Source organism: Streptomyces orinoci, assembly GCF_003121295.1.
Taxonomy (GTDB): domain Bacteria; phylum Actinomycetota; class Actinomycetes; order Streptomycetales; family Streptomycetaceae; genus Streptomyces; species Streptomyces orinoci.
The window spans coordinates 37390-59306 of record NZ_PHNC01000035.1; the positions used below are offsets into that span (position 1 = coordinate 37390).

The following is a 21917-nucleotide window of genomic DNA, read 5'->3' on the forward strand; positions in this document are numbered from 1 at the left end:
TCCACCAGGTCCGACTGGTGGCCCGGTGCCGCCTCACCGGGGGTCGGCCGTCTGATTCAGGCAGCCAGACTGCGGGCGACGTACGTCATATGCTGGGCATTACCGACCCAGAGCCAAGTGTGGAAGTTGCCCGTGCCGCGGGGGCCCTGGCCGCATCCACAGTCGCGCAGCCATGTCTCAGCCGCTCCGGCGGCAGGCCCGCGGAATCCAGGACATTGCAGTAACCTCCTTGCGGCCGCCCGGTTGTGGGCGACGCGTCCCTCGCCGCGCATCGCCATTTTGACCGCAAGGTAGGAGTCGTCGGTGGTGTAGCGCAGCGCACCCCACGACGGCCCGCCCCTGCCGGCCGGCACCGCACGTGTGAGGTCGTTGGCCGGCTGCACACCGTAGTCCCCATAGCTCAGCTCAGGGCTCCGGGGGCCACGGCCCTCGGCTATCTCGCACCACGTCCTCCACTCCATGCGCGTCACTTCGCACATGCCTTGCTCCAGTGCGTCCTGGGTCACCCGGGGGACACCGCCGCCGAGTATGGCGACCGTCCGCCAGCATGCGAGCGGGGCAAGTGACTCCAGAGCACGCAGCGCCTGCTTGGCGGCCTCCGGCCGGTCGGTGAGCACGGCCACCAGGTCCAGCAGAAGGTCCACGGCGACCGCGGGCCCTGTTCGTGCGACCAGCTCCCGCACCTCACCGGCCTCCCGTCCCTGCCACTCCCCCGGCACCCGGACCCGGATCCCCATGCCGTCACCCGAACGCACCGCCAGCTCCAGCGCCATGGCCTGCTGAGTGCTGAGCCGCCCTGGTCCCGTCACAGGGCGCATCGGCATTCCGACGTCGCTCCTGAGCAACACCTGTGCGAGCAACGGCACTTGTTCCTCGTCCACAGCCGGCGCGTCGAGCCAGGCGGAACGGTGACGCTGGACCTTGGCCACCGTGGCCACGTCCTGGCGGAACGCGGTGGCGAGCTCGCAGGGCGACAGCCCCGCGCGGACCGGAAGATTCCAGACCGGCGACACCGCGTTCTGCACGTCCGGGCAAAGCCGTCGGTATGCCTCCGCGGCATACGGCCGGGCTGGAAGCACCGGAATGTACAGCGGTCCGGGCATGGCGGATCCCCCCTTGGCACAGTCCGCGCGTCTCCTTTGGTGGGAAGGGTGAACAGCGGTCCGGCCAGCGACAAGACCGTGTATCCGGCCACTGTGACGAACATGGCCTTACTGGGGCGTAGTTGCGCTGTCGAACCTACCGAATGGTCGGAACGACCAGGGCAGACAGCTCAGTTCGCAGGTGACAGCCCGAATTCCCTACTCTGCCGCTAAGGTTTCTTCGGGGATCACGATCGTCGGAGCTGCCACGGCGGCACACGCGCGCGAGCAGCACGAAAGATCGAAGGGGTGGGGGAAGCGCATGCGCGAAGGCCGGTGGGTCACGGTCACCGAGTCCGGGTTCGATCACGAGCGCCGTGGCTTGGAAGCCATCCGGGAGAAGCTGCCGGACGCCGACCCCTGGCGGGCCTGGTCGAACTTCTCCTTCACCGCGCACAGCGGGCACGTTCGGGAGGTCGACCTTCTGGTCATCGCCCCAGGCGGTGTGTGCATGATCGAGCTCAAGGGTTGGCACGGATCACTGGCCAGCGAGAATGGCACATGGGTGCAGACGACCTCGCAGGGACATCGCATCCCGCACGGCAACCCGTTGCACCTGGTCAACAAGAAGGCGAAAGAACTGGCCGGGTTGCTCGGCCAGAACGGCAAGCGTGTGTGGGTCGGCGAGGCGGTCTGCTTCACCGAAGCCGGGTTACGCGTCCGGCTCCCGGCCCACGACCAGAACGGCGTCTACACCGTCGACCAGCTGGTCGAGATGCTGAAGCAGCCGCCGCGTGACGAGCGCCGGCGCATCACCACTCCCGACTCCGGCGAGATCCAGGCGGCTCTGAAGCGCGTCGGCATCCGCCGCAGCGATGCGGAGTACAAAGTCGGCCCATATCTGCTGGAACGCAAGGCCTTTGATTCCGGGCGGACATGGTCGGACTACCGCGCCCGGCACAGTGAGCTCCCCGAGTCCGCCCGCATCCGCGTCTATTTACGCGAACGCGGTTCGGACGCCTCACTCAGGAAGTCGGTGGAAAACGCCGCCCGCCGCGAGGCAGCGGTGCTACGACGCTTCCAACACCGCGGCGCGGTACGGCTGAAGCAGTACGACCCCTCCGGGCACTCCGCAGGCCCGGCCTTGATCTTCGAGTACCACCCACAGACGCTTCGCCTGGACGAGTACCTGGTGCAGCACGGCCACAAGCTTGACATCCTCAGCCGCATCGCTCTCGTACGGCAGTTGGCCGAGACGGTGCGCTCAGCCCACTCCCACCGCATCCACCACCGGGCTCTGGCGGCTCGCTCCATTCATGTGCTGCCGCGCAGCCGGGGAGCGCAGGGACAGCCCGTAGGTGAGGAAGCTGCCTGGTTCACCCCGCATCTCCAGATATCCGACTGGCAGATCGCAACCCAACGCAGCAGTGGCAATGGATCAGGGCAGGGCATGAGCCGGTTTGCGCCGACAGCGCTGTCCGCGATGCATCTGGCCGACGACTCCGACCCTTATCTGGCCCCCGAGCTGACGGCTCTCAAGGCCGATCCGGTGTATCTGGACGTCTATGGACTCGGCGTCCTCACCTACCTGTTGGTGACCGGCAAACCACCGGCCGCGAGTCAGGCCGAGCTTTCGGCCCGCCTGGAGGCCGATGAGGGGCTGCGACCCAGCTCTCTGGTGGACGGGCTCTCGGAGGACATCGACGAGCTGGTGCAGGCGGCCACCGCCTACCGTCCCGAGCAACGCCTCTCCTCCGTTGACGAGTTCCTCGAGATGCTGGAGCTGGTCGAGGACTCGCTCACCGCCCCGCCTGCCACACCTGCCCCCGAGGTGACCGAGGCCCAGGAGAAGGATCCGCTGGAGGCTGTCGCCGGCGATGTGCTGGCCGGTCGCTGGGAGGTCCGGCGCCGACTGGGCACGGGCTCGACCAGCCGTGCCTTCCTGGTGCGCGACCGCGAGGCCGAGGCACGCAAGACACGTCCCTTGGCCGTACTCAAGGTGGCGCTCTCCGACAGCCGGGGCGACGTACTGGTCCACGAGGCCGAGGTGCTGGGCCGCCTGCGCCCGGACTCCCGCGTCATCCGTCTCGTGGAGGACAAGCCGCTTCGCATCGGTGGTCGCACGGTCCTCGCTTTGGAGTACGTGGGCGACGAGCGTGAGGACACAACCGAAAGCACCGAGTCGGGCACCCACCACCACCGCCGCGAGGAGACGGTCGCCCGCCAGCTGCGAGAGCACGGCCGTCTGAAAATCGACCAGTTGGAGGCGTACGGTGATTACCTCTTCGGCGCGGTCGACTTCCTGGAGGGCGAAAGCGTCTGGCACCGCGATATCAAGCCGGATAACATCGCGATCCGCATCCGCCCCAACCGCACCCGTGAACTCGTCCTCATCGACTTCTCCTTGGCCGGGTACCCAGCCACCAACTACGAGGCGGGCACGGAAGGCTACCTCGACCCGTTCATCGGCGGTCTGACCCGTACCGCCTACGACTCGCACGCCGAGCGCTACGCAGTCGCGGTCACCCTGCACGAGATGGCTTCGCGCGAACTGCCCAAGTGGGGCGACGGATCGGTCCCGCCCCACATGACAGAGCAGAAGGACTTCCCTTACCCGACCATCGCCGCCGACGCCTTCGAACCCGCGGTGCGTGATGGTCTGGTCGCCTTCTTCCGGAAGGCCCTCCACCGGGATATCGCACAGCGCTATCCCGAGCTGAAGCCGATGCGCGACGCATGGAAGAGAATCTTCCTCGACGCGACGCAGACCGTGTCGTCCGGCCATCGCTCCCGCCATCCCGAAACCACGGCACAGGCCCCGGCTTCCGCACAGGCCGACGCACGGGCCGCCATCGCGGACACCGAACCGCTCACCGCCGAGCAGCAACGCAACCAACTTGCCCTGGCCGCCACGCGGGAGACCCACCTCTCCGCTGCCGGCCTCACTCCGGCTGCCGAGTCGTTCCTCTACGGCCTCGGCATCACCACCGTCGGCGACCTCCTCGACTACAGCCGCCGCAAGCTCCTCAACGCGCCGGGCCTGGGCACCAAGACCCGCACCGAGATCCAGCGCCGTCAGCGCGAGTGGGGCGAACGCCTCCGCGATGCGCCCGTCTCGCCCCTCACCCCACGTGGCCGCGCCGAGGCCAAGGAGGAACTCGCGGAGCTGACCGCCGTCGAGTCGGCGGTGCTCGACACGCTCGCCTCCACGGAGGGCGCCGGCGGCCTCACCGGTCGGCCTCTCCGCTCCGTCAGCCTGGACACCCTCGCCACCGTCTTCGTGCCGGAGTTGAACAACAACGGTTCCAACCGCAACAAGGTTGAGATGGTCCGGCTGTTGCTGCGCCTGCCCGACGAGCGCGGAGTCCTTCCCGACATCGCCGTCTGGCCCAAGCAGAAGGATGTTGCGGAGGCGCTCGGTCTATCGGCCGGACGCATCCCGCAGATGCTGAAGGAGGAGCGCAAGCGCTGGAAGAAGCATCCGGTTGTGCGTGCCCTGCGCGAGGAAATCCTCGATCTTCTCGCGGGCCTGGGCAGGGTCGCTTCCGCCGCCGAGATCGCCGATGCGCTGATCGTCCGGCGCGGCACGGAGCTCCTCGAGCGCGAACAGCGGCGCGCGCTGGCGCTCGCAGCAGTACGGGCCGTGGTGGAGGTGGAGCAACTCGACCCCGAAGAGGCGGAGTTCCAGCACCAGCCCAACCGCAAGGCCACGGAAGAAGCGCTGGGCGCGGGCCTGCTGGCCCTGGATGTCCGGGAGAACGACGCCCCGGACACCCCGACGGCGCCGGGCCTGCTCGACTACGCGGCCCGCCTGGGGCGCACCGCCGACCGGCTCGCCAAGCGGGACACCCTGCCCACGGCGACGACCGTCCTCGCCGAGCTGAGCGCCCTCACCCCGCCGCCGGGCGCGCTGGAGTGGGACGAGCGCCGCATGGTCGAGCTCGCGGCGGCGGCCTCGCTCAACGCGGCGGCGACGCCACGTCTGGAGGTCTATCCGCGGAATCTTCCGTTGGTGCGGTCGCTCCGGCTCACCCAGGCCGGCCTCGTACGCCTCATACCGGGCGTCCCGGAGGGCCGGCAGCCTGGGCTTACGGCGGCAGACGTCCACGAACGGGTACGAGCCCGCTTCCCCGAGCTGATCGTGACGGACGGCAAGGGCAACCCGACGCATGATCTGCCGACGGGCCCTCCGCTCACCAAGGCGCTACGGGAGGCAGGCTTCGACCTCGTCCTGTCCACCCGCGAGGGCACGACCGAACCGCGCTATCTGCCCAAGCGTCTCGACGACGCGACCAGCTACCTGACGACAGCCGTCTGGCGCCAGGCCACCGACGTGGGCGCCGTGACGCGCTACTCGGACGATCCGATGCTCGCCGGCGCGGTGCGCGCGGAGGAGCAGCTGGCGGCCTCGGCCCGGCGGGACGGCTACCGCGTCCTGACCGTACGGCAGGGGCATGCGTGGAATGCGGTGCGGGAGTCGGGGCTGGGGCGGATGGGCGCCGAGGTCGTCTCGGTGACGCAGCTGTTTCTGGAGGCCCTGCACGCGCTGGTCCCGCCGGGAACCAAGCCGACCTGGGAGACGCTCCTCAAGGCGGATGTGGCGGAACCGGGTTCGCGGGGCGCCTTGAAGTTCGCGGAGTACACACGGACGGCTTGGGGAGCCGTTGAGTCGTGCGTGCGCGCCCTGTTGGAGGGCGGCGACGCGGCGGCGGGCCCGGTACTCCTGACGGAGGCGGCGGCGTTCGCGCGGTACGACGCGATGGGCGTCCTGGACCGGCTGGCGGAGGTCGCCCGGCGCGGTGGGCGCGGACTGTGGCTGCTCGTCCCCCAGGGCGACCCGGCGCGCGAGCCGAAGCTGGGCCAGGTCGCAGTGGCGTTCCAGGCGGGGCTGGGTGAGTGGATCCAGCTACCTGACACATGGGTGAACAACGAGCACCGGGCGGGCGCGCGTGCGCGTAGCGCTGGCGTTGGCGCTGCTCAGTTAACCGAAGACACGAGTGAGTTGAGGGAGACCGCAAGTGATCGACCGCAAGGCTCTGTTGAATGATCTGAAGCAGCAGGTCAAAGCGGCCGAGGCGGATCTTGCGAGGCAGGTGAAGGCGGTCAAGGAGGTCGGCGACCGCCTCCGCGCCGAGTACGAGCGAGCACGTGAACTCGGCCGCACGGCGGCGACCTGGAACTCCTGGCTGGAGGAGCGCGTCACGCAGGTCGCCGTGGCCTGGGTGCTGGGAACGGTGTTCGTCCGGTTCTGCGAGGACAACTCCATCATTCCCGAGCCGTACTTGACGGCCCCGGAGGACGACCGCCGGGACCTGGCGCTGGCGCGGTACGAGGCGTATGTCGAGGAGGACCTCGATCCCACGTACCGGGGTTGGCTGGAGCGGGCCTTTGCCGAGCTCGGTGCCGGCCAGGCGGGGAGGTTGCTGTTCGACCGCAGGCACAACCCGCTGTACCAGATTCCGCTTTCGCATGATGGTGCACGGGAGTTGGTGTCGTTCTGGCGCGAGCGGGACGAGGCGGGGGTGCTCGTTCACGACTTCAGAGATCCGCTGAACGAGGACGGCACGGAGGGCTGGGACACGCGGTTCCTGGGTGACCTCTACCAGGACCTGAGCGAGGCGGCCCGGAAGACGTACGCGCTGCTCCAAACGCCGGAGTTTGTTGAGGAGTTCATCCTCGACAGGACGATGGACCCGGCGGTGCGGGAGTTCGGCTACGAGGGCTTGAAGATGATCGACCCCACGTGCGGGTCGGGGCACTTCGTGCTGGGTGCGTTCAGGCGGCTGGTAAGGCTGTGGGCGGAGGGCCAGCCGGGGAAGGATGTGCACGAGCGGGTGGCGGCTGCGCTGGATTCGGTGCATGGAGTGGACCTCAACCCGTTCGCGGTGGCTATCGCACGGTTCCGGCTGCTGATGGCCGCGATGGCGGCAGCGAACGTGCGGACATTGGCGGAGGCCAACAAGTACGAGTGGCCGATGCACTTGGCCGTGGGGGACTCACTACTGCTCAAGGAGCGCCAGACGGAGATCGGTATTCGAGGCACAACAGGGCAGGTGGAGCTGGAACTCACCACGGACGAGGCGGATGTTCAGGCGGAGTTCTCGTACGCGACGGAGGATCTGCACGAGCACCATGAGATTTTGAAACCGAGGGGGTACCACGTAGTGGTGGGGAACCCCCCTTATATCACTGTGAAGGACAAGAAGCTCAACGAGCTCTATCGACGCCTTTACGATGCATGCGAGGGAACGTACGCACTGTCGGTTCCTTTCACTCAACGGTTCTTCGAACTTGCTCGGGTCGGAGGTGGCGATGGCCGCGGCTACGGGATGGTTGGACAGATCACCGCCAACTCTTTCATGAAGCGGGAGTTCGGGACCAGCCTGATCGAGAGCTTCTTCCGTCACCGAGCAGAACTTACCGAGGTTATCGACACATCTGGCGCGTACATCCCTGGGCATGGGACACCGACGGCGATCCTGATCGGCAGACCACGAGAGGGGAAGGCCCGCTCAGCGACAGTCCGCACCGTGAGGAGCGTTCAAGGCGAGCCTTCTTCCCCAGAAAATGGTGCGGCTGGCCTGGTCTGGAAGGCGATCGAGGAACAAATCGACAAGCCGGGCACACTCAGCCAATGGGTATCGGTCGACGATCTCGAACGTGAGCGTTTCTTCAAACGACAGCCATGGATTCTCGCCGACGGCGGTCTTGAAATGGTTGAACAGATCGCTAAAGCCAGCGCACAGTCCATGAAATCGGCAATTGAGAAGCCCATCGGACGCGCTATCCGTGCAGGAGCTGACGAGGCGTATATCCGCCCACTGCGCAGCACATACCAAACGCGTGCAGATCGCGCAGGACTTCGCCCTGTCATGGTCGGGGACGTAGTTCGCGACTGGGATGCCCGGCCAGAGGAAGCGATCTGGCTCCCTTACGCCGAGGAACTCCAGCCAGGCGATCTGGAAGTCGAACTTTGGCCTCTACGACGCTTGCTTGAGGTGCGGCGCACTTTTCAAGGGAACATGGCCAACGCAGGTCTTCGTTGGTGGGACTACATGCAGTTCACCTCGTCCGCGTACCGGACCCCGCTGTCGATCACGTTCGCTTTCGTGGCCACGCATAACCACTTCGCGTTGGATCGGGGCGGTCATGTGTTCAACCGATCAGCACCGGTGATCAAGCTGAGGGGAGGAGCGACTGAAAAGGAGCACCTCCGGCTGCTTGGAGTACTCAACAGCTCCACTGCCTGCTTCTGGCTCAAGCAAGTCAGCCACAGCAAGGGCAATGCCACAGCATCCAGCGGTATGCCCGACCAGCCATGGTCGTGGAACTACGAATTCACAGGTACAAAGCTTCAAGAATTCCCACTTCCAGCCACGTATCCGACAGCCCTCGCCACCGCCTTGGAGGTCCTCGCCCAGCAGCTCACTGCTACCAGTCCTTCCGCTCTAGTGGCCGAAGGCACTCCTACAGGCACCTCTCTCCGCGAGGCGCGAGCACTCTGGGGTTCTACCCGCGCACGCATGATCGCACTTCAAGAGGAGCTGGACTGGCTGGTCTATTCAATCTACGACCTTTACCCCGAAGATCTAAGGATCGACGAGGATGCCAATTCTGTTGACATTCCGGAGATTTCCCCTGGCGAACGGGCCTTCGAGATCGTTCTAGCTCGCAAAATTGAACGCGGTGAAGTAGCCACTAAGTGGTTCTCACATCACTGCCACACACCGATCACCGAGGTCCCATCCCGGTGGCCAACTGCCTACCGTGCAGTCGTCCAACGACGAATCGACGCCATTGAGTCGAGCCGAGCCATCGGCATGATCGAGCGACCTGAGTACAAGCGTCGTTGGGCTACCGAAGGCTGGGATGCCCTCCAAGAAAAGGCACTCCGCTCCTGGCTGCTCGACCGGATCGAGAAGCGCGAGCACTGGTTTGACGAGAACGGGATGCCCACCATCGTCACGTTCTCGCGGCTCACCGACACACTCTCCCGTGACGAGGACTTCGTTTCCGTCGCCAAAATCTACGCGCCCCGCAAGGAACTGCCAGCCGTTGTAGCCGAGTTGATGACGGACGAACACGTGCCGTTCCTCGCTGCTCTCCGCTACAAGCCATCCGGCCTCAAGAAGCGCGCGGACTGGGAGCACGTCTGGGACCTCCAACGGCAGGAAGACGCAGCGCCGGACGAGGAAGCCAAGCGGAAGATTCGCGACAAGATCCCCGTACCGCCGAAGTACACCTCCGCCGACTTCCTGCGCCCCTCCTACTGGCGAGCGCGCGGCAAGCTGGACGTGCCCAAGGAGCGGTTCATCTCCTACGGCCAGAGCAACGCGGCCACGCCCGACCTATACGGCTGGGCCGGCTGGGACCACCGGGAGCAGGCGTACGCCATCGATGCGTACATCGCTTCCCACGAGGCGTTGAACACCGAGGAGTTGACGCCGTTCCTCGCCGGCTTGCTGGAACTCCAGCCCTGGCTGGACCAGTGGCACAACGAGTTCGACGCGACCTTCGGCGCCTCCCCGGCCGCGTTCTTCCGGGGCGACCGACAAATGGTGCAGGGCGAGCACGGTCTCACCGACGACGACCTTCGCACCTGGCGACCAGTCACCGCCACCCGTGGTCGGCGAGCTACGAAAAATTAGTCGGTCCTGGCCCGTTGGCGGCTCTCGTGAGCAGTTGATCAGGTATGCGAGACCCCGGTCCGTGCATCCGGACCGGGGTACTTCACCGTGTTGCTGATATCAAGCGGAAGCCCGGAGGCTCCCGGTCTTGACTCCAGCCACGAACTCTGCCCAAACATCAGCATCAAGGGCAACAACAGACACCTTGGGATACTTGCTGTCACGGACGGGCACGATACCGGGCACTCCATCGGCAACTTCAAGACAGTCATTTTCCAAGCCACTGTAACTTGACTTCCGCCACCGAACCGCGCCCAGACCGGGTATCTCGATCACTGGTATTCCTCCAGGTACTTGCGAATGAGCTTCAGCGAGTCGCACTCTGGTAGCGCCAACCCACGCACCATGTCGAATCGCTGCGAGAGCTCCACAACCCGTTTCGGCGACTCTACCAACTCACCAGATCCGAACGATTCGACGTAAGCAAGCGTCGAGCCGTTGGGCGCCGTGAGGAGCGTCAAGCTTCCCCCGAGCATCCAGTACTCTCCGCGCTCAAATGGCAGCACCTGAACAGTGACGTCAGGGTCCTCGGCAACTTTCAAGATGTGAGCCAATTGCTCGGACATCGTCACTTTTCCACCGACTGGTCGCTTCAGTGCCGCCTCATCCGTGATCGCCCAGTACGGTGGACGCTCTTCGCGGTTGAAGACCTGCTTACGGGCCATCCGGTTGGCCACGGCTGCCGCAAAGTGATCCCTTGGCGCCTTGGGGCAGGCTGTGCGTAGTAGTGCGCATGCATATTCCTCGGTCTGCAACAGCGCTGGAATGGTGCTGCTCGTGAAGACCTGAATGCGCTCGGCTTGCCCTTCCCTTGCGGCGGCCTTGCGGCCGTAATCCTGGACTGATTCTTCATGGGCCATCTCGAGAAACTCGATCAGCGTTCCGCCCATGTCGAATCGCTGATCCAGGGCCGTGATCAAAGCATCGGACGGTAGTTGGCTGCCGATCTCCACCCTATGGATGTAGCTGTGTCCGTAGCGCGTTTCCTCAGCGAGGTCTCGCAGCGACAAGCCCTCACGCTTCCGAAGGTGCTGGATCATCGCCCCGAGCACACATCGTGCCGTCGGCCGCTCGTCTTGCTCCCGCTCGGTCATCGAACAACCGCCCGTCGCCATCTGCCAGTTGTGTACAGGCCCCCTCTGGCGAGGGTATGCCCCTCAGCTCAATAGTGGTAACCGTCTGATCACAGAGCGCAGGCGGCATCAGCAACCCGCCTTCGACAGGCGACCAACATGCCGCGCGCAAACCCCCGCAACCGTGCAGCCGGTCCGGGGGCGCGGCCAACGCTGAATAGGAGCGCCAGCAATGCATGACCTTATCTCTCGGCTACTTGCTTGGGCGAGAGCAGTCCCCCGGCCGGACGGCTCCGGCACCGGCCCCAACACCCGCACCACGGCTGGTACAACGCAGGTAACCGCCCCGTGCCCGTACCCGCCTCTGACGCTGCGGGCTCCGCGCCTCCCTGACTGGCCGATGGACAACGGCCGGAACCCCGAATACATGCTCTGGGTCACCGCCCACGGGATCGACATCCGGCACCGCCAGCCGCACAGCGGGGAGGCGCACCGTTGAGCGCCAACCGCAACGCGCTGCCCAAGACGGGCTCGTTCGTCGTGGACACCGTCCGGGACGTGATCGGCCAGGTGATGGACTACGACCCCACCACGAAGACCCTCCAGCTCCGCCCGCCCCGAGGCGGGCTGGAGTGGGACGCACGCCCCGGCGACGTACGGCCCGCAACCGACCGGGAACGGCTCAACGCCAAGGTGCAGGCGGCAAACTGCGCAAGGCGGTGGGGAGGTTGAGCGCTCACACCATCCTCAGGTACGCCACCTGGGTCATCGGGCCCGAGGCCGCACCCGAGGCCCCGGAGATCCTTCACGTGCTGGCATGCACCACCTGCAGCGCCGCCTCCGAGGCGACCGAAGAGTTCGAGGGTGCCCGCGACTGGGCGTTCCAGCACTCCGGACGTAACCCCTCCCACACTGGCCACCGCGAGACCGTCACCCGCTTCTGGCGAGCCGCCCCCCTGAACTGACCGCGTCCCCGCATCCTCCTGCTCCGGCCGCCTCCATGACAGGTGCGGCCGCAGCAGGCCCCTGCCTTGCTGGGGGAGCTTCCGACTCACTCTGCACCAAAGGTGCGTTCGCGCCCAGCCTGCCGCCCAGCAGCGAGATCGACCGCCTCTTCCCGGACCGGGCAACTCGTACCGGCCACCGTGGCCAAAAAGCGCTTAACCAGGGCCGATTGACTCCCTGACCGGCACAATGGATCAGTGCGACGGCGAGCCAACGCGCACCCCAAGCCGCGCACCAACTGCCCCGCCCGGTACAGGAGAGACGAGAGCCCTAATGCCGCCCCAGGCCCAGCAGCCGCCACTGCTCCGCGATGTCATCACCATCAAGGAGTCGATCTCCACCTCCGACTACGTCCTCCAGCTCTCCGAGGCAACGACCCCTGAAGGGGCCGAGCATGCTCTCAAGGACTACGTCGTCACCGAGCGGCTGCTGGAGAACTTCGACGAGGCGCTTGGGCTGATCAAGGCGGCGCTCGACGGGCACACCTCCAAGGCGGCCTATCTCCATGGCTCGTTCGGTTCCGGTAAGTCCCACTTCATGGCCGTCCTGCACGCGTTGCTCAGCGGCAGCCCGGCCGCGCGCGGCCGGCGCGACTTCGACCCGCTCCTCACCAAGCACGAGTGGCTCGGCACCGACGGCAAGAAGTTCCTGCTCGTGCCCTACCACATGCTCGGTGCCAAGGCGTTGGAGCAGCGCGTCCTCGGCAGCTACGTCACGCACGTCAAGAAGCTGCACCCGGAAGCGTCAACTCCGCAGGTGTACCGGACGGATGCGCTCTTCGCCGACATTCAGGCCATGCGGGACCGCATGGGAGATGACGCCGTCATCAACGGGCTCACCGCAGCCACCGGCACCGGCTCCGACGCCGAGGACGAGGACGACGAGTGGGGTGAGCCCTTCGCCTGGACGCCGGCGCTGCTCGAGACCGCGCTCGCCGCACCCGAGATGCACGAGGAAGGGCGGGCGCTCAACGTGCGCAGCCCCTCCACCCCCGAGGAGTTGCGCGCGCGGCTGGTGAGCGATGCCAGCACCAATCTCCTCCCCGGCTTCGCGCAGCGCGCCGGCGAGAACGAGCACGGGTTCATCTCCCTCGACGCCGGCCTCTCGGTCATCGCCGCGCACGCCAAGTCCCTCGGCTACGACGGGCTGATCCTCTTCCTCGACGAGCTGATTCTGTGGCTGGCCACCCTCATCCACGACCAGAAGTTCGTGGGCCGCGAGGCCGGGAAGATCACCAACTTTGTTGAGGGAGCCGACGCACGCCGGGCCATCCCCATCGTCTCGTTCATCGCCCGCCAGCGCGATCTGCGGGAGCTCGTCGGCGAGGAACTCTCCGGCGCGGCCGAGTCGGCCATCCAGGACACCCTCAACCAGGCATCGGGCCGCTTCGACAAGATCACGCTGGAGGACCGCAACCTCCCTCAGGTCGCCCATGCCCGTCTTCTCCAGCCCAAGAGCCCCGAAGCGGCCGCGCTCATCAGGGCCAAGTTCGAGGAGACCCGCAAGGTCCGGCAGGAGGTGTGGGACACCCTGCTCGGCTCCGACCGGGGCGCCGACGGCATCGGTGCGGACGAGGAGAGCTTCCGGCTCACCTATCCCTTCTCCCCCGCCTTCATGGACACCCTGGTCCATGTCTCCTCGGCCCTTCAGCGCAACCGGACCGGTATGAAGCTGATGGGGCAGCTGCTCTCCGTCCACCGCCATGAACTGCGCCTGGGCGACCTGATCCCGGTCGGCGACCTCTATCCGTTGATCGCGTCCGGGGGCGACAAACCGTTCACCGACAGTCTGAAGGTGGTCTTCGAGGCGGCCGACAAGCTCTACCGGACCAAGCTCCGCCCGTACCTGCTCGGTGAGTACAACCTCTCGGAGGAGGACGTCGAGCAGTACACGCTCCGCCCGGAGAGCATCACCGACCAGGATCTGCGGACCCGCGTGAAGGGATTCGTCGGCGACAACCGCATCGTCGGCACCCTGCTCCTCTCCGCGCTGGCGCCGAGCGTGCCCGCTCTCGCCAACCTCACCATCCGGCGGCTCTCCGCTCTCAACTACGGTTCGGTGGTCGCCCCCATCCCCGGGCGCGAGTACGGCATCCTCAAGAACAAGATCGCCGAGTGGGCGGGCCGCTTCCCCGAGATCAAGGAGACCGGCACCGACGCCAATCCGGGCGTCCGCCTCGAACTGACCGGTGTGGACGTCGATTCCGTCATCGCCAATGCCAACGTCAACGACAACCCTGGCAACCGGCTCGCGCTCGCCAAGCGCATACTGGCCGAGGAACTGGGCATCGACCAGGGTCAGTTGATGAGCGAACTCACCTTTGTCTGGCGTGGCACGCAGCGCAGCGTGGAGGTGGTCTTCGCCAACATCGCCGACGAGGACGAGCTGCCCGACTACGACCTGACGCCCGCGCAGGAGGGCCGCTGGCGGATCGTGGTCGACCTGCCGTACGACGAGCGCGAATACGGCCCCGCCGAGCACGCGGGGCGGTTCCGGCGGCTGCAGGAGAAGCAGCAGGGCGAGCGGTCGCGTACGGTCGCCTGGCTGCCGACCCACCTCTCCGCTCAGCGGTACGCCGACTTCCGGCGGCTGGTCGTCATCGACAAGGCTCTCGCCGACGAGCACCGCTTCAACAGCCAGTACGCAGGCCACCTCAGCGCGGACAACCGGGCCCGTGCCAAGGGGCTGCTGGAGACCCAACGCGAGGCCCTGCTCAAGAACATCAAGGCCGCGTTCAAGCAGGCCTATGGACTCGCCGACAAGAAGGCGACCGATGTACAACTCGACTTCAGCGACCACCTGGAGTCGCTGCACGAGGTCGACGGGCTCACCCTCTCCTTCGGCCAGCCCCTGCGGGAGGCCGTCCAGCACATCGCGGGCAAGCTGCTTGCCGCCCAGTACCCGGGACACCCGGACTTCGACCCGGAGCACAAGGAGAAGAAGCCCGTCACCGCGGCCGATGCCCGCAAGGTGTTTCCACACATCCGGGCCGCTGCGGAGGCGCGGGACAGGCGTACCGAAGTCCCGGCCGGCGACCGTGCGTTGATGCAACGGCTGGCCGGGCCGCTGCGGCTCGGGCAGCAGAAGGAAGCGTACTTCGAGCTCTCCCTCTACTGGGCCGACCACTTCCGGCAGCTCGCCCGGGAGAAGGGCAGCACCGGTGATCTCACCCTGATCACCCTCACCGACTGGATCGACCGACCCGAACCGCGCGGCCTGCCCGACTTCCTCGACAAACTCGTCGTGGCGTCCTTCGCAGAGATGGACGACCGGGTGTGGGTGCGGGGCGGCGTGCCGCTCGACCCGCCCCCGGAGCTGTCCCAGATCAAGGACCATGACGCACTGCGCAGTCAGCCGCTGCCCACCGAGTCCGACTGGGAGACGGCCCGGCAGCGCTTCGAGACCATCTTCGGGCAGAAGGCGCCGGCGCTGCGCCGCGGACGCATGGTCCACCAGTTCGCCCGGCAGATCACCGAGCAGGCACGCGCTTTCCAGGAGCCCGCCGCCGACCTCGTGCGGCAGTTGGAGGAGCGTGCTGGGTTCCTGCTGCTCGACGAGACCGACGAGGAGGGGCGGCTTGCCCTTGCCCGGCGGGCCGTTGAGCTGTTGAAGGCGCTCACCCAGGCTTCCGGCCAGGGTGCCGCCGGGGCGAAGAAGACCGTGGAGGCACTCGCCTCCTTCGATCTGGGCATGGTCAGCGCCGACCGCTTCGGCACCTCCATCACGCAGGCGCGGCCCGTGGCCCAGGCGCTGGATGCGGCATCCTGGAGCACCCTGGAGCTGGCTCCGGCGGAGGGCCCGGAGGGCGAGGCGCTGCTGGAGTCGCTGCGCAACGTGGCCCGGAGCGACCAGCGGACCAACGATCTGCGAGACGCCCTGGCGCGGACACAGCGCGAGGTGCTGGCGCTGATGAAGCGCAACCGGGCCGCCACCACGCCGCCGCCCGCACCGGCTCCCGCTCCCCCGAGTGCCGGGGACGTATCGCTCAGCACCGCGACCAGTCATCCGCCCGTTCCCGAAGAACCATCCCCGGCGAAGGTCCCGATTCCTCGCCAGCTCCGCCGGTCCGGTGGTGGACGTACTACCGCGGCCCGTGCCGCTGCAGAACTGCAGGCCGACATAGCCGAGTTGGCTTCCCGGGACCCCGCAGCCACCATAGAGATCACCTGGCGGGTGATCGACGCATGACCACCACAGCAACGACCGTCGCGGTGCGGCTGAACCTCGCGACCGTCACCCAGTACCTGTCCTCGCAGAGCTCGCTCGCCGAATCCCTGAGCGGCGACGGGAAGCGCAGAGCCGTACTGCTGCGATCCGCGCCGCAGTGGGACGGGCCGGCCGAACCCGAGTGGGGGGAAGGGCGGACCGCCCGCATCGCGGCCGCGCTCTCCCCGCTCGCCGTCCACGAGTTGCTCCTGGACCACCTGGCGGAGAGGGCGACCGGGCCGGCTGTCCTCGTCGTCCTGACCGACCGGGAGGAGCACGAGCTCGACCCGGCGATCCTGGCCCGCGCCCACAAGAAGCGCATCCAGGCGGTGGACGGCTGGGACGTCGTCCGCGAGGCGTTCGGTGCACAGCAGGTCGACCCCCGGCTCAAGGACGTGAACTGGGCTGCGGAAGCACTCCTGGACGCCACCCCGCCGGGTGGCTGGCCACGGCTGGCGGGCGGGATGCTCTCGCGGCGCGCCGCCCTCTCCGCACTGGCGCTGCGCCGGTTGCGGCTCGGCCGTTACGGCACCGAGTTGGATCGGCTGGCTCGCAGCGCCGTCGGGGACAGCCTCGACATCCAGACCCTGCTCGGCTGGTCCCTGAGCCCCGGTGGCCCCGAGCGGTTCCTCGCGCTACGCGCTCCGGAGCGCCTCGGCCTCTCCTCCTTCCTCGGTGAACAGGACCAGGCAGAGCTCGCCGGACGGGCGCTGCTCGCCCTGGTCAACGCCGAGCACGGCACGGAAGCGGTCGCATTCGGCCTGGTCTGCGGGGCGCTCTGGCTCCATGCCGAGCCGGATGCCGCCACCTACCGGGCCAGGGGGCGTGCCGAGCGCTGGTTCGGGGAGCAGCCGCCGGAGACGGGTGACCAACTCGACGCGCTGGCCTCGGCCTTCGGGCAAGCGGCGGAGGAGTACGTCTCCACGCTGCTCATCGTCGCGGCGCGCGACACTCGCGGCGAGGCGGACGAGGCCCGCGAGGCACGCCGGATCGGCGAGACGGTGCTGGAACGGGCGGCGGCGCTGGTGCGCCAGTTCGGCGCGGAGTCGGCCGCCGAGGCCAGCCCGGTGCTCCCAGCCGGCCTGGAAGCCGGTTTCACGGCCGTGGGCCGGGCCCTTGTGGCGGGCCGGCTCGATGCCAGTGCCGCTGCCGTCCACGCCCTGACCACGCACAAGCGTGCCGACGAGCCCCACGCGCGGGCACGCATCGACCGGGCGCGCATGGCGCTGCGCCTCGCGCAGTGGCTGACCGGCGAACCATCCGCCGAGTGCGGGCATGTGGCGGAGGCCATCGACCGCCATATCCACGAGACCGCATGGGTCGACTGGGCCCTCGAGCACGTCGAGGCCGGGGGCGACCCTGACCCCATGCTCAAGTCCGCTTACGACGCGCTCGGCGCCCGGATCCGATCCCGCCGACGCGCGATCGACGGGGAGTTCGCCCGCGCTTTGGCGGTCTGGACCGCCGCCGGTACGCCGCCCAAGTCGATGCTGACCGTGGAGACCTTCCTCGAGCGAATCATCAAGCCGGTGGTGCGGGGCGACGCCGAGCAGCGCGTGCTGCTGCTCATCATCGACGGCATGAGCGGGGCCATCGCCAGCGAGCTGGCCGAAGAACTCCGCGCCTCCTGGGCCGAGTTCGACCCCTTGCCGGAGGATGCGCCGCGCCGCCGGGCCATGGCGGCCGCCCTGCCGACAGTGACGGCGGTCTCCCGTACCTCCCTTTTCGCGGGCAGGCTCATGGCCGGGTCGCAGGCGGACGAAAAGCGTCTCTTCCCTGCCCATGGGTTCTGGGGTGGGTCACCCGCTGCCGTCTTTCACAAAGACGACCTCCGGGGCGAGGGCACCGGGGACACCTTCGGCCCCTCCCTCACCGAGGCGCTCGCCGACGGGCGCACCCATGTGGCGGTCGTCCTCAATGGCGTTGACGACCGGCTCGGCCACGAGCAGAAACTCGGCGACGGGGCCTGGCAGGCCAACCACATCCCGGCTCTCCTCGAGCTGCTGCGCATCGCCGCCGCTGAGGGCATGGCCGTCCTGATCACCAGCGACCACGGTCATGTGGTGGACCGGCATGGGGCCAGGGTCGAGTCCGCCACTGCCGAGTCGGCCCGCCATCGCGCACCGGGCGGGACCCTTGGCGATGCCGAGGTCGTGCTCTCCGGTCCGCGCGTGGTCTCCCCCGAGCCCGGCGGCGCGATCGTCGCGCTGTGGGATGCCGACTCCCACTACACCGCGCGCAAGGCCGGCTACCACGGTGGTGCAGCCCTGGCCGAGTTCGCCATCCCGGTCCTCGCCTTCCTCCCCTTCGGCGCAACACCGCCCAAGGAGTGGCGCGAGCTGGGCGACCAGCGGCCAACCTGGTGGTTCCTGGACGGGCACACCCCCCGTCCCGCGACGCTGCGCGCCGAGCCGGCTATCCCGGCACGGAAGCCGAATCGGCATAAGCCGACGAGGGCACAGGCCGAACTGGCCAAGACCAGCACCCCGTTGTTCGACGACACCGAGGTGCCGGTGGGCGCACCCGAAGCGGTGTCCGTCTCCCCGGACCAATCCTTGGTGGCCGGGCTCTTCGCCTCGGAGGCATTCCAGGATCAGGTCGGCCTGCTCGCCCGCAAGCCTCCCATGGACAAGGTGGAGAAGGCCGTGCGCGCTCTCCTGGCGGTGGGGGGCACGCTGCCGGTGACGGCCTTGGCGCAACGTGTCGGCTACCCGCCCAGCCGGGCCGACGGATTCGCCGCCGTCCTGCGTCAACTCCTCAACTACGACGGGGTCCAGGTCCTGGAGACGCTGCCGGACGGGCGGACTCTCCGTCTGCACGGCAGCCTGCTACGGCTGCAGTTCGGACTGTGAAGCCGCGATTCAATTGACGTAGTCGCGCAGGAGGGTGGTGAAGGCAGTCAGTTCCTGCATGTCGTCAGCTGGCAGCGGTTTGGCATCGAAGTGGGCGATCCGGTTTCGGATCGTCTTCACCCGCTCCAGGTGTCGCACGAACTGGCCACGGTCCAGGGATTCACATCGAAGGGCCGACCAGTTGAGGTCGGCCTGCTGTGCCATCGCCACCTTCTTCTGTTCTCCGTCGAGAAGGCGTAGATAGTCGCCGAACATCAACTCCTCCACCCTGCCGGTTCGTTCCTCCGCTCTCTTGTTGGTCTGAACGGCCTTGATGGCATCGACCGTCAGTCTGGACCCCAACCACCGGCGGAGGAGCGATTCGATCTCCCCAAGGAGAAAGAAGGGACGCGCCGCACTCTCGAAGCGGTCGACGACATGGCTGTTCGTCACGATCCCGGAAAGGCTGCCGTCCTCTCCCCGCACAAGCAGATAACCCTGCTCCATCAGCATCGGCAGGCAGGCGAAGAACTCCTGCCGGACATCGACCACCGGCAAGGAGTCCTGTTGCATGGCGTTGTCGAGAGTCGGGTCCTTTCCTCTCTCGTACATGAGTGCCAGCGAGCGCCAGGTAACCACGCCATGCACCAAGGTCGCGGTAACCACGGGAACTTGCGCATGGCCACGGTGCCGCATGAGATATGTCGCTTGGGACAGCGGTGCTCCGGCAGGGACGCAGTCCACTCCCCCGCGCGCCGACGGCAGATCACCGATCCGCAGCCGCTGCGGCAGTGCGCCCGGCGGCAGCGGTTCCTCCTCGACGGCACCGTCCTCTTCCTGCCCGGACGAGGACGATCCCACCGTGGCAAGTGCGGTGATCTGTACGCGATCCCGAGCACCACAGGTGGCGAAGTCAGGAAAAGTGGCAAGGCCCGCATCAGCCAGGACCTGCGCGATGTCATGGACGTTCCAGGGCCGCCGCACCCGCACGCCGAAGAGATCGAGGAAATGGTCGACGGGCACCTCGGTGCCCTTGAGGGCGAGAAGCTCCTTCTCCGTGGGCCGCCTCTTCACCGGGCCGCCTCGCTGTCCTTCATGTCACGCAGAATCGTCCGCTTGCCCATGGCCGCATAGACCAGGTCCTCCAACTGCTTGGCGCGCGCGGTATAGAACGCCTCATAGTCGTTGGCGCGCAGGTGGTAGGGGTCGATCAGATGGGTGGCGATCACGTCGTCGAACCATTCGCGGCGCATGTCGGATGCAGCGGCCAGGGAATCCAGGTAGGCGGCGGGCGGTCCGGCCAGGGTCTGCGCGGCACGCAGCGACAAGGGTGTCTTGTTGACGATGGAGTTGGCAGGAAGGCTGTCGGCCCCTGTCCGGCGCCGGCGCACCCAGCTGCGGGGGAAGATCTGACGGATGTCCACCCCGTATTCATCCATGACACTCGGCTTCAGCGGGGCGTCCGTGTAATGCCAGTCCACCGCGCCCTGCTTGATGAGCAGGGCGTAAATCCCCTTGTATGCAGCGCTGTTGCGGGTGGTGAGGGAGTCCAGGCGCTCGGGGAAGAAGTAGGCGTCGGTCACCGTCTCGGGGGCGACTCCGTCGCGCCGGATCCATGCCACGAGCTGTTCGACATCCCTGGTGAAGCGGCTCTCGGTGGAACCGCCGTACATCTCCCCCAGCACACCGCACCAGTACCACTGCGTGATCATGTCTTCGGCGCCGAGCGTGTCGGTGTCCTCACCGAGGATGGTGCGGACTGCGGCGAGCGGAATCAGTTGCGTCCGGTAGGGCAGGTCAGTGACCCTCACAATGCACTGCTTCTCGAGAAACGCGCCGACCCAGGCGAATGCGTCCGCCAGCCGTGGGGCAAGGGATTCGAAGTCCGCGAGCGGCAGTTCGAGAAGGTCCCGTCGCTTGCAGGAGACACCGCTTCCGTGCCCGGTCTGCTTACGGTGCCAGGTACGGACGAGCGCCACGGCCTGCAGGAAGTCGGTGCTGCTCAGACCGTCGTCGATGCCCATCGCCAGACGGCCGAACACCGGGTACCGGAGGGCAAGTTCCTCCTTGACCGTGTGCCAGACCTTCGGAAGCTCGTAGTAGCCTCCCGTCCGCTCGCGGTAGCCCCGGTCACCGGCGTAGGTGGCCGTCAGGAGTTCGAAGACATTGAGCGGGACGCCACCAGTGTTGACCCGCTCGAACACGGCGCAGACGGCGTCCATGGAGGTCGAGGCGGCCAGCTTGATCATGGGCACCTGGAAGGACCTCACATGCTCGAGAACCTGCTCCTCGAAGCGGCTCCACAGGTCGAAATGCCCGTCGTCCCCCTTCTCGTACACCCGCCGCCAGGCGTTCACCTTGGCGGTGTCGAAGACGATACGCAACGGGAACAGCCCTGCAGCGCACTCGCTTTCGGTGCTGGTCAGGTCGTGGACGACGTCCCGGGCGAAATTCGCCCGCAGAACCTTGCCTTCGGGGACCGAGACGATCGCCTCGTCACGGTCCGCAGCAGAGCCGACGGCCTTCTTGATGTCCACGTAGTACCAGCGCCGGGCGGGGTTGCCCCGAGCGTCGATGGTCTCCACCGGGCGGTCCTGGAAGAGTGCCTGGAAGAGCGAGGTGAGGCGCTGCTGCCCATCGAGGAGAAGCAGGGCGGGATCCGGCATCTCTTCGATCCGCGCCCCGGTGAGGGCCCGTGCCCGGAAGGGTGATTCACCGCCCGTTTCCAGCGTCATGACGACGCCCAGCGGGTAGTCGAGCGTCACCGTCGCGACAATGGCGCGAATGCGATCGTCGTCCCACTTCCACTCCCGTTGGAAATCGGGGAGTTGAAGCGCTCCCGTGGCGACATCCGCCAGGAGCGTTTTGAGCTTCACATTGTCGAGTCCAGCCACGCGCTCGCACCCCACCCTCACCACTCACGCGCGTCCGCGCGGGCAATGATTGCAGCAATGTCACAACTGCGCGTCAAACCTGGTGTGTTGAAGACCTATCGTTTTCAGCCACGGTTCGGGCCATCGCATCAGTGGGACA

At 67.1% G+C, this 21917-nt stretch carries 11 protein-coding genes; 6 read left to right on the plus strand and 5 right to left on the minus strand.

Features of this window, described 5'->3' with window-relative positions; translation table 11 throughout:
* Window positions 1-56 precede the first annotated feature (56 nt).
* Window positions 57-1103 carry a beta family protein gene (locus CV755_RS31495; protein ID WP_109284018.1) on the minus strand — a complete coding sequence of 349 codons (1047 nt, stop codon included), beginning with the start codon at window positions 1101-1103 and terminating at the stop codon, window positions 57-59.
* 301 nt (window positions 1104-1404) lie between these two features.
* On the opposite strand from CV755_RS31495, the gene pglW reads away from it, so the two are divergent.
* Both pglW and pglX read left to right on the plus strand, forming a co-directional pair.
* The gene (gene pglW, locus CV755_RS31500) at window positions 1405-6129 is read left to right on the plus strand and encodes a BREX system serine/threonine kinase PglW (protein WP_109284020.1); all 4725 of its coding nucleotides are present in this window, start codon (window positions 1405-1407) and stop codon (window positions 6127-6129) included.
* The gene (pglX, locus tag CV755_RS31505) at window positions 6101-9730 is read left to right on the plus strand and encodes a BREX-2 system adenine-specific DNA-methyltransferase PglX (RefSeq protein ID WP_109284023.1); all 3630 of its coding nucleotides are present in this window, start codon (window positions 6101-6103) and stop codon (window positions 9728-9730) included. Before pglW ends, pglX begins: the two co-directional genes overlap by 29 nt.
* A gap of 99 nt (window positions 9731-9829) precedes the next feature.
* Here pglX and CV755_RS36830 read toward each other — a convergent pair whose 3' ends face one another.
* On the minus strand, window positions 9830-10090 hold the full coding sequence (locus tag CV755_RS36830) for a DUF397 domain-containing protein (protein ID WP_338323726.1): 261 nt from the start codon (window positions 10088-10090) through the stop codon (window positions 9830-9832).
* Complete coding sequence (locus CV755_RS31515) at window positions 10042-10863, minus strand: helix-turn-helix domain-containing protein (RefSeq protein WP_109284030.1); 822 nt, start codon at window positions 10861-10863, stop codon at window positions 10042-10044. Before CV755_RS31515 ends, CV755_RS36830 begins: the two co-directional genes overlap by 49 nt.
* Window positions 10864-11337: 474 nt before the next feature.
* Between CV755_RS31515 and CV755_RS31520 the strand changes: the two genes are divergently transcribed.
* The 4 genes from CV755_RS31520 (at window position 11338) to pglZ (ending at window position 18905) form a co-directional block, all read left to right on the plus strand.
* The gene (locus tag CV755_RS31520; RefSeq protein WP_422070619.1) at window positions 11338-11574 is read left to right on the plus strand and encodes a hypothetical protein; all 237 of its coding nucleotides are present in this window, start codon (window positions 11338-11340) and stop codon (window positions 11572-11574) included.
* The gene (locus tag CV755_RS31525) at window positions 11571-11807 is read left to right on the plus strand and encodes a DUF7848 domain-containing protein (protein WP_109284033.1); all 237 of its coding nucleotides are present in this window, start codon (window positions 11571-11573) and stop codon (window positions 11805-11807) included. Before CV755_RS31520 ends, CV755_RS31525 begins: the two co-directional genes overlap by 4 nt.
* A gap of 313 nt (window positions 11808-12120) precedes the next feature.
* The gene (gene pglY, locus CV755_RS31530) at window positions 12121-16035 is read left to right on the plus strand and encodes a BREX-2 system ATPase PglY (RefSeq protein ID WP_109284035.1); all 3915 of its coding nucleotides are present in this window, start codon (window positions 12121-12123) and stop codon (window positions 16033-16035) included.
* On the plus strand, window positions 16032-18905 hold the full coding sequence (gene pglZ / locus CV755_RS31535; RefSeq protein WP_109284037.1) for a BREX-2 system phosphatase PglZ: 2874 nt from the start codon (window positions 16032-16034) through the stop codon (window positions 18903-18905). The genes pglY and pglZ overlap by 4 nt, the downstream gene beginning before the upstream one ends.
* A gap of 9 nt (window positions 18906-18914) precedes the next feature.
* Here pglZ and CV755_RS31540 read toward each other — a convergent pair whose 3' ends face one another.
* Together CV755_RS31540 and CV755_RS31545 are read right to left on the minus strand one after the other, a co-directional pair.
* Window positions 18915-19958 (minus strand): CBS domain-containing protein, encoded by a 1044-nt coding sequence (locus tag CV755_RS31540; RefSeq protein WP_109284042.1) that lies wholly within the window; start codon window positions 19956-19958, stop codon window positions 18915-18917.
* Window positions 19955-21778, minus strand: a complete 1824-nt coding sequence (locus CV755_RS31545) for a DUF262 domain-containing protein (protein ID WP_109284044.1) — start codon at window positions 21776-21778, stop codon at window positions 19955-19957. The genes CV755_RS31540 and CV755_RS31545 overlap by 4 nt, the downstream gene beginning before the upstream one ends.
* Window positions 21779-21917 lie beyond the last annotated feature (139 nt).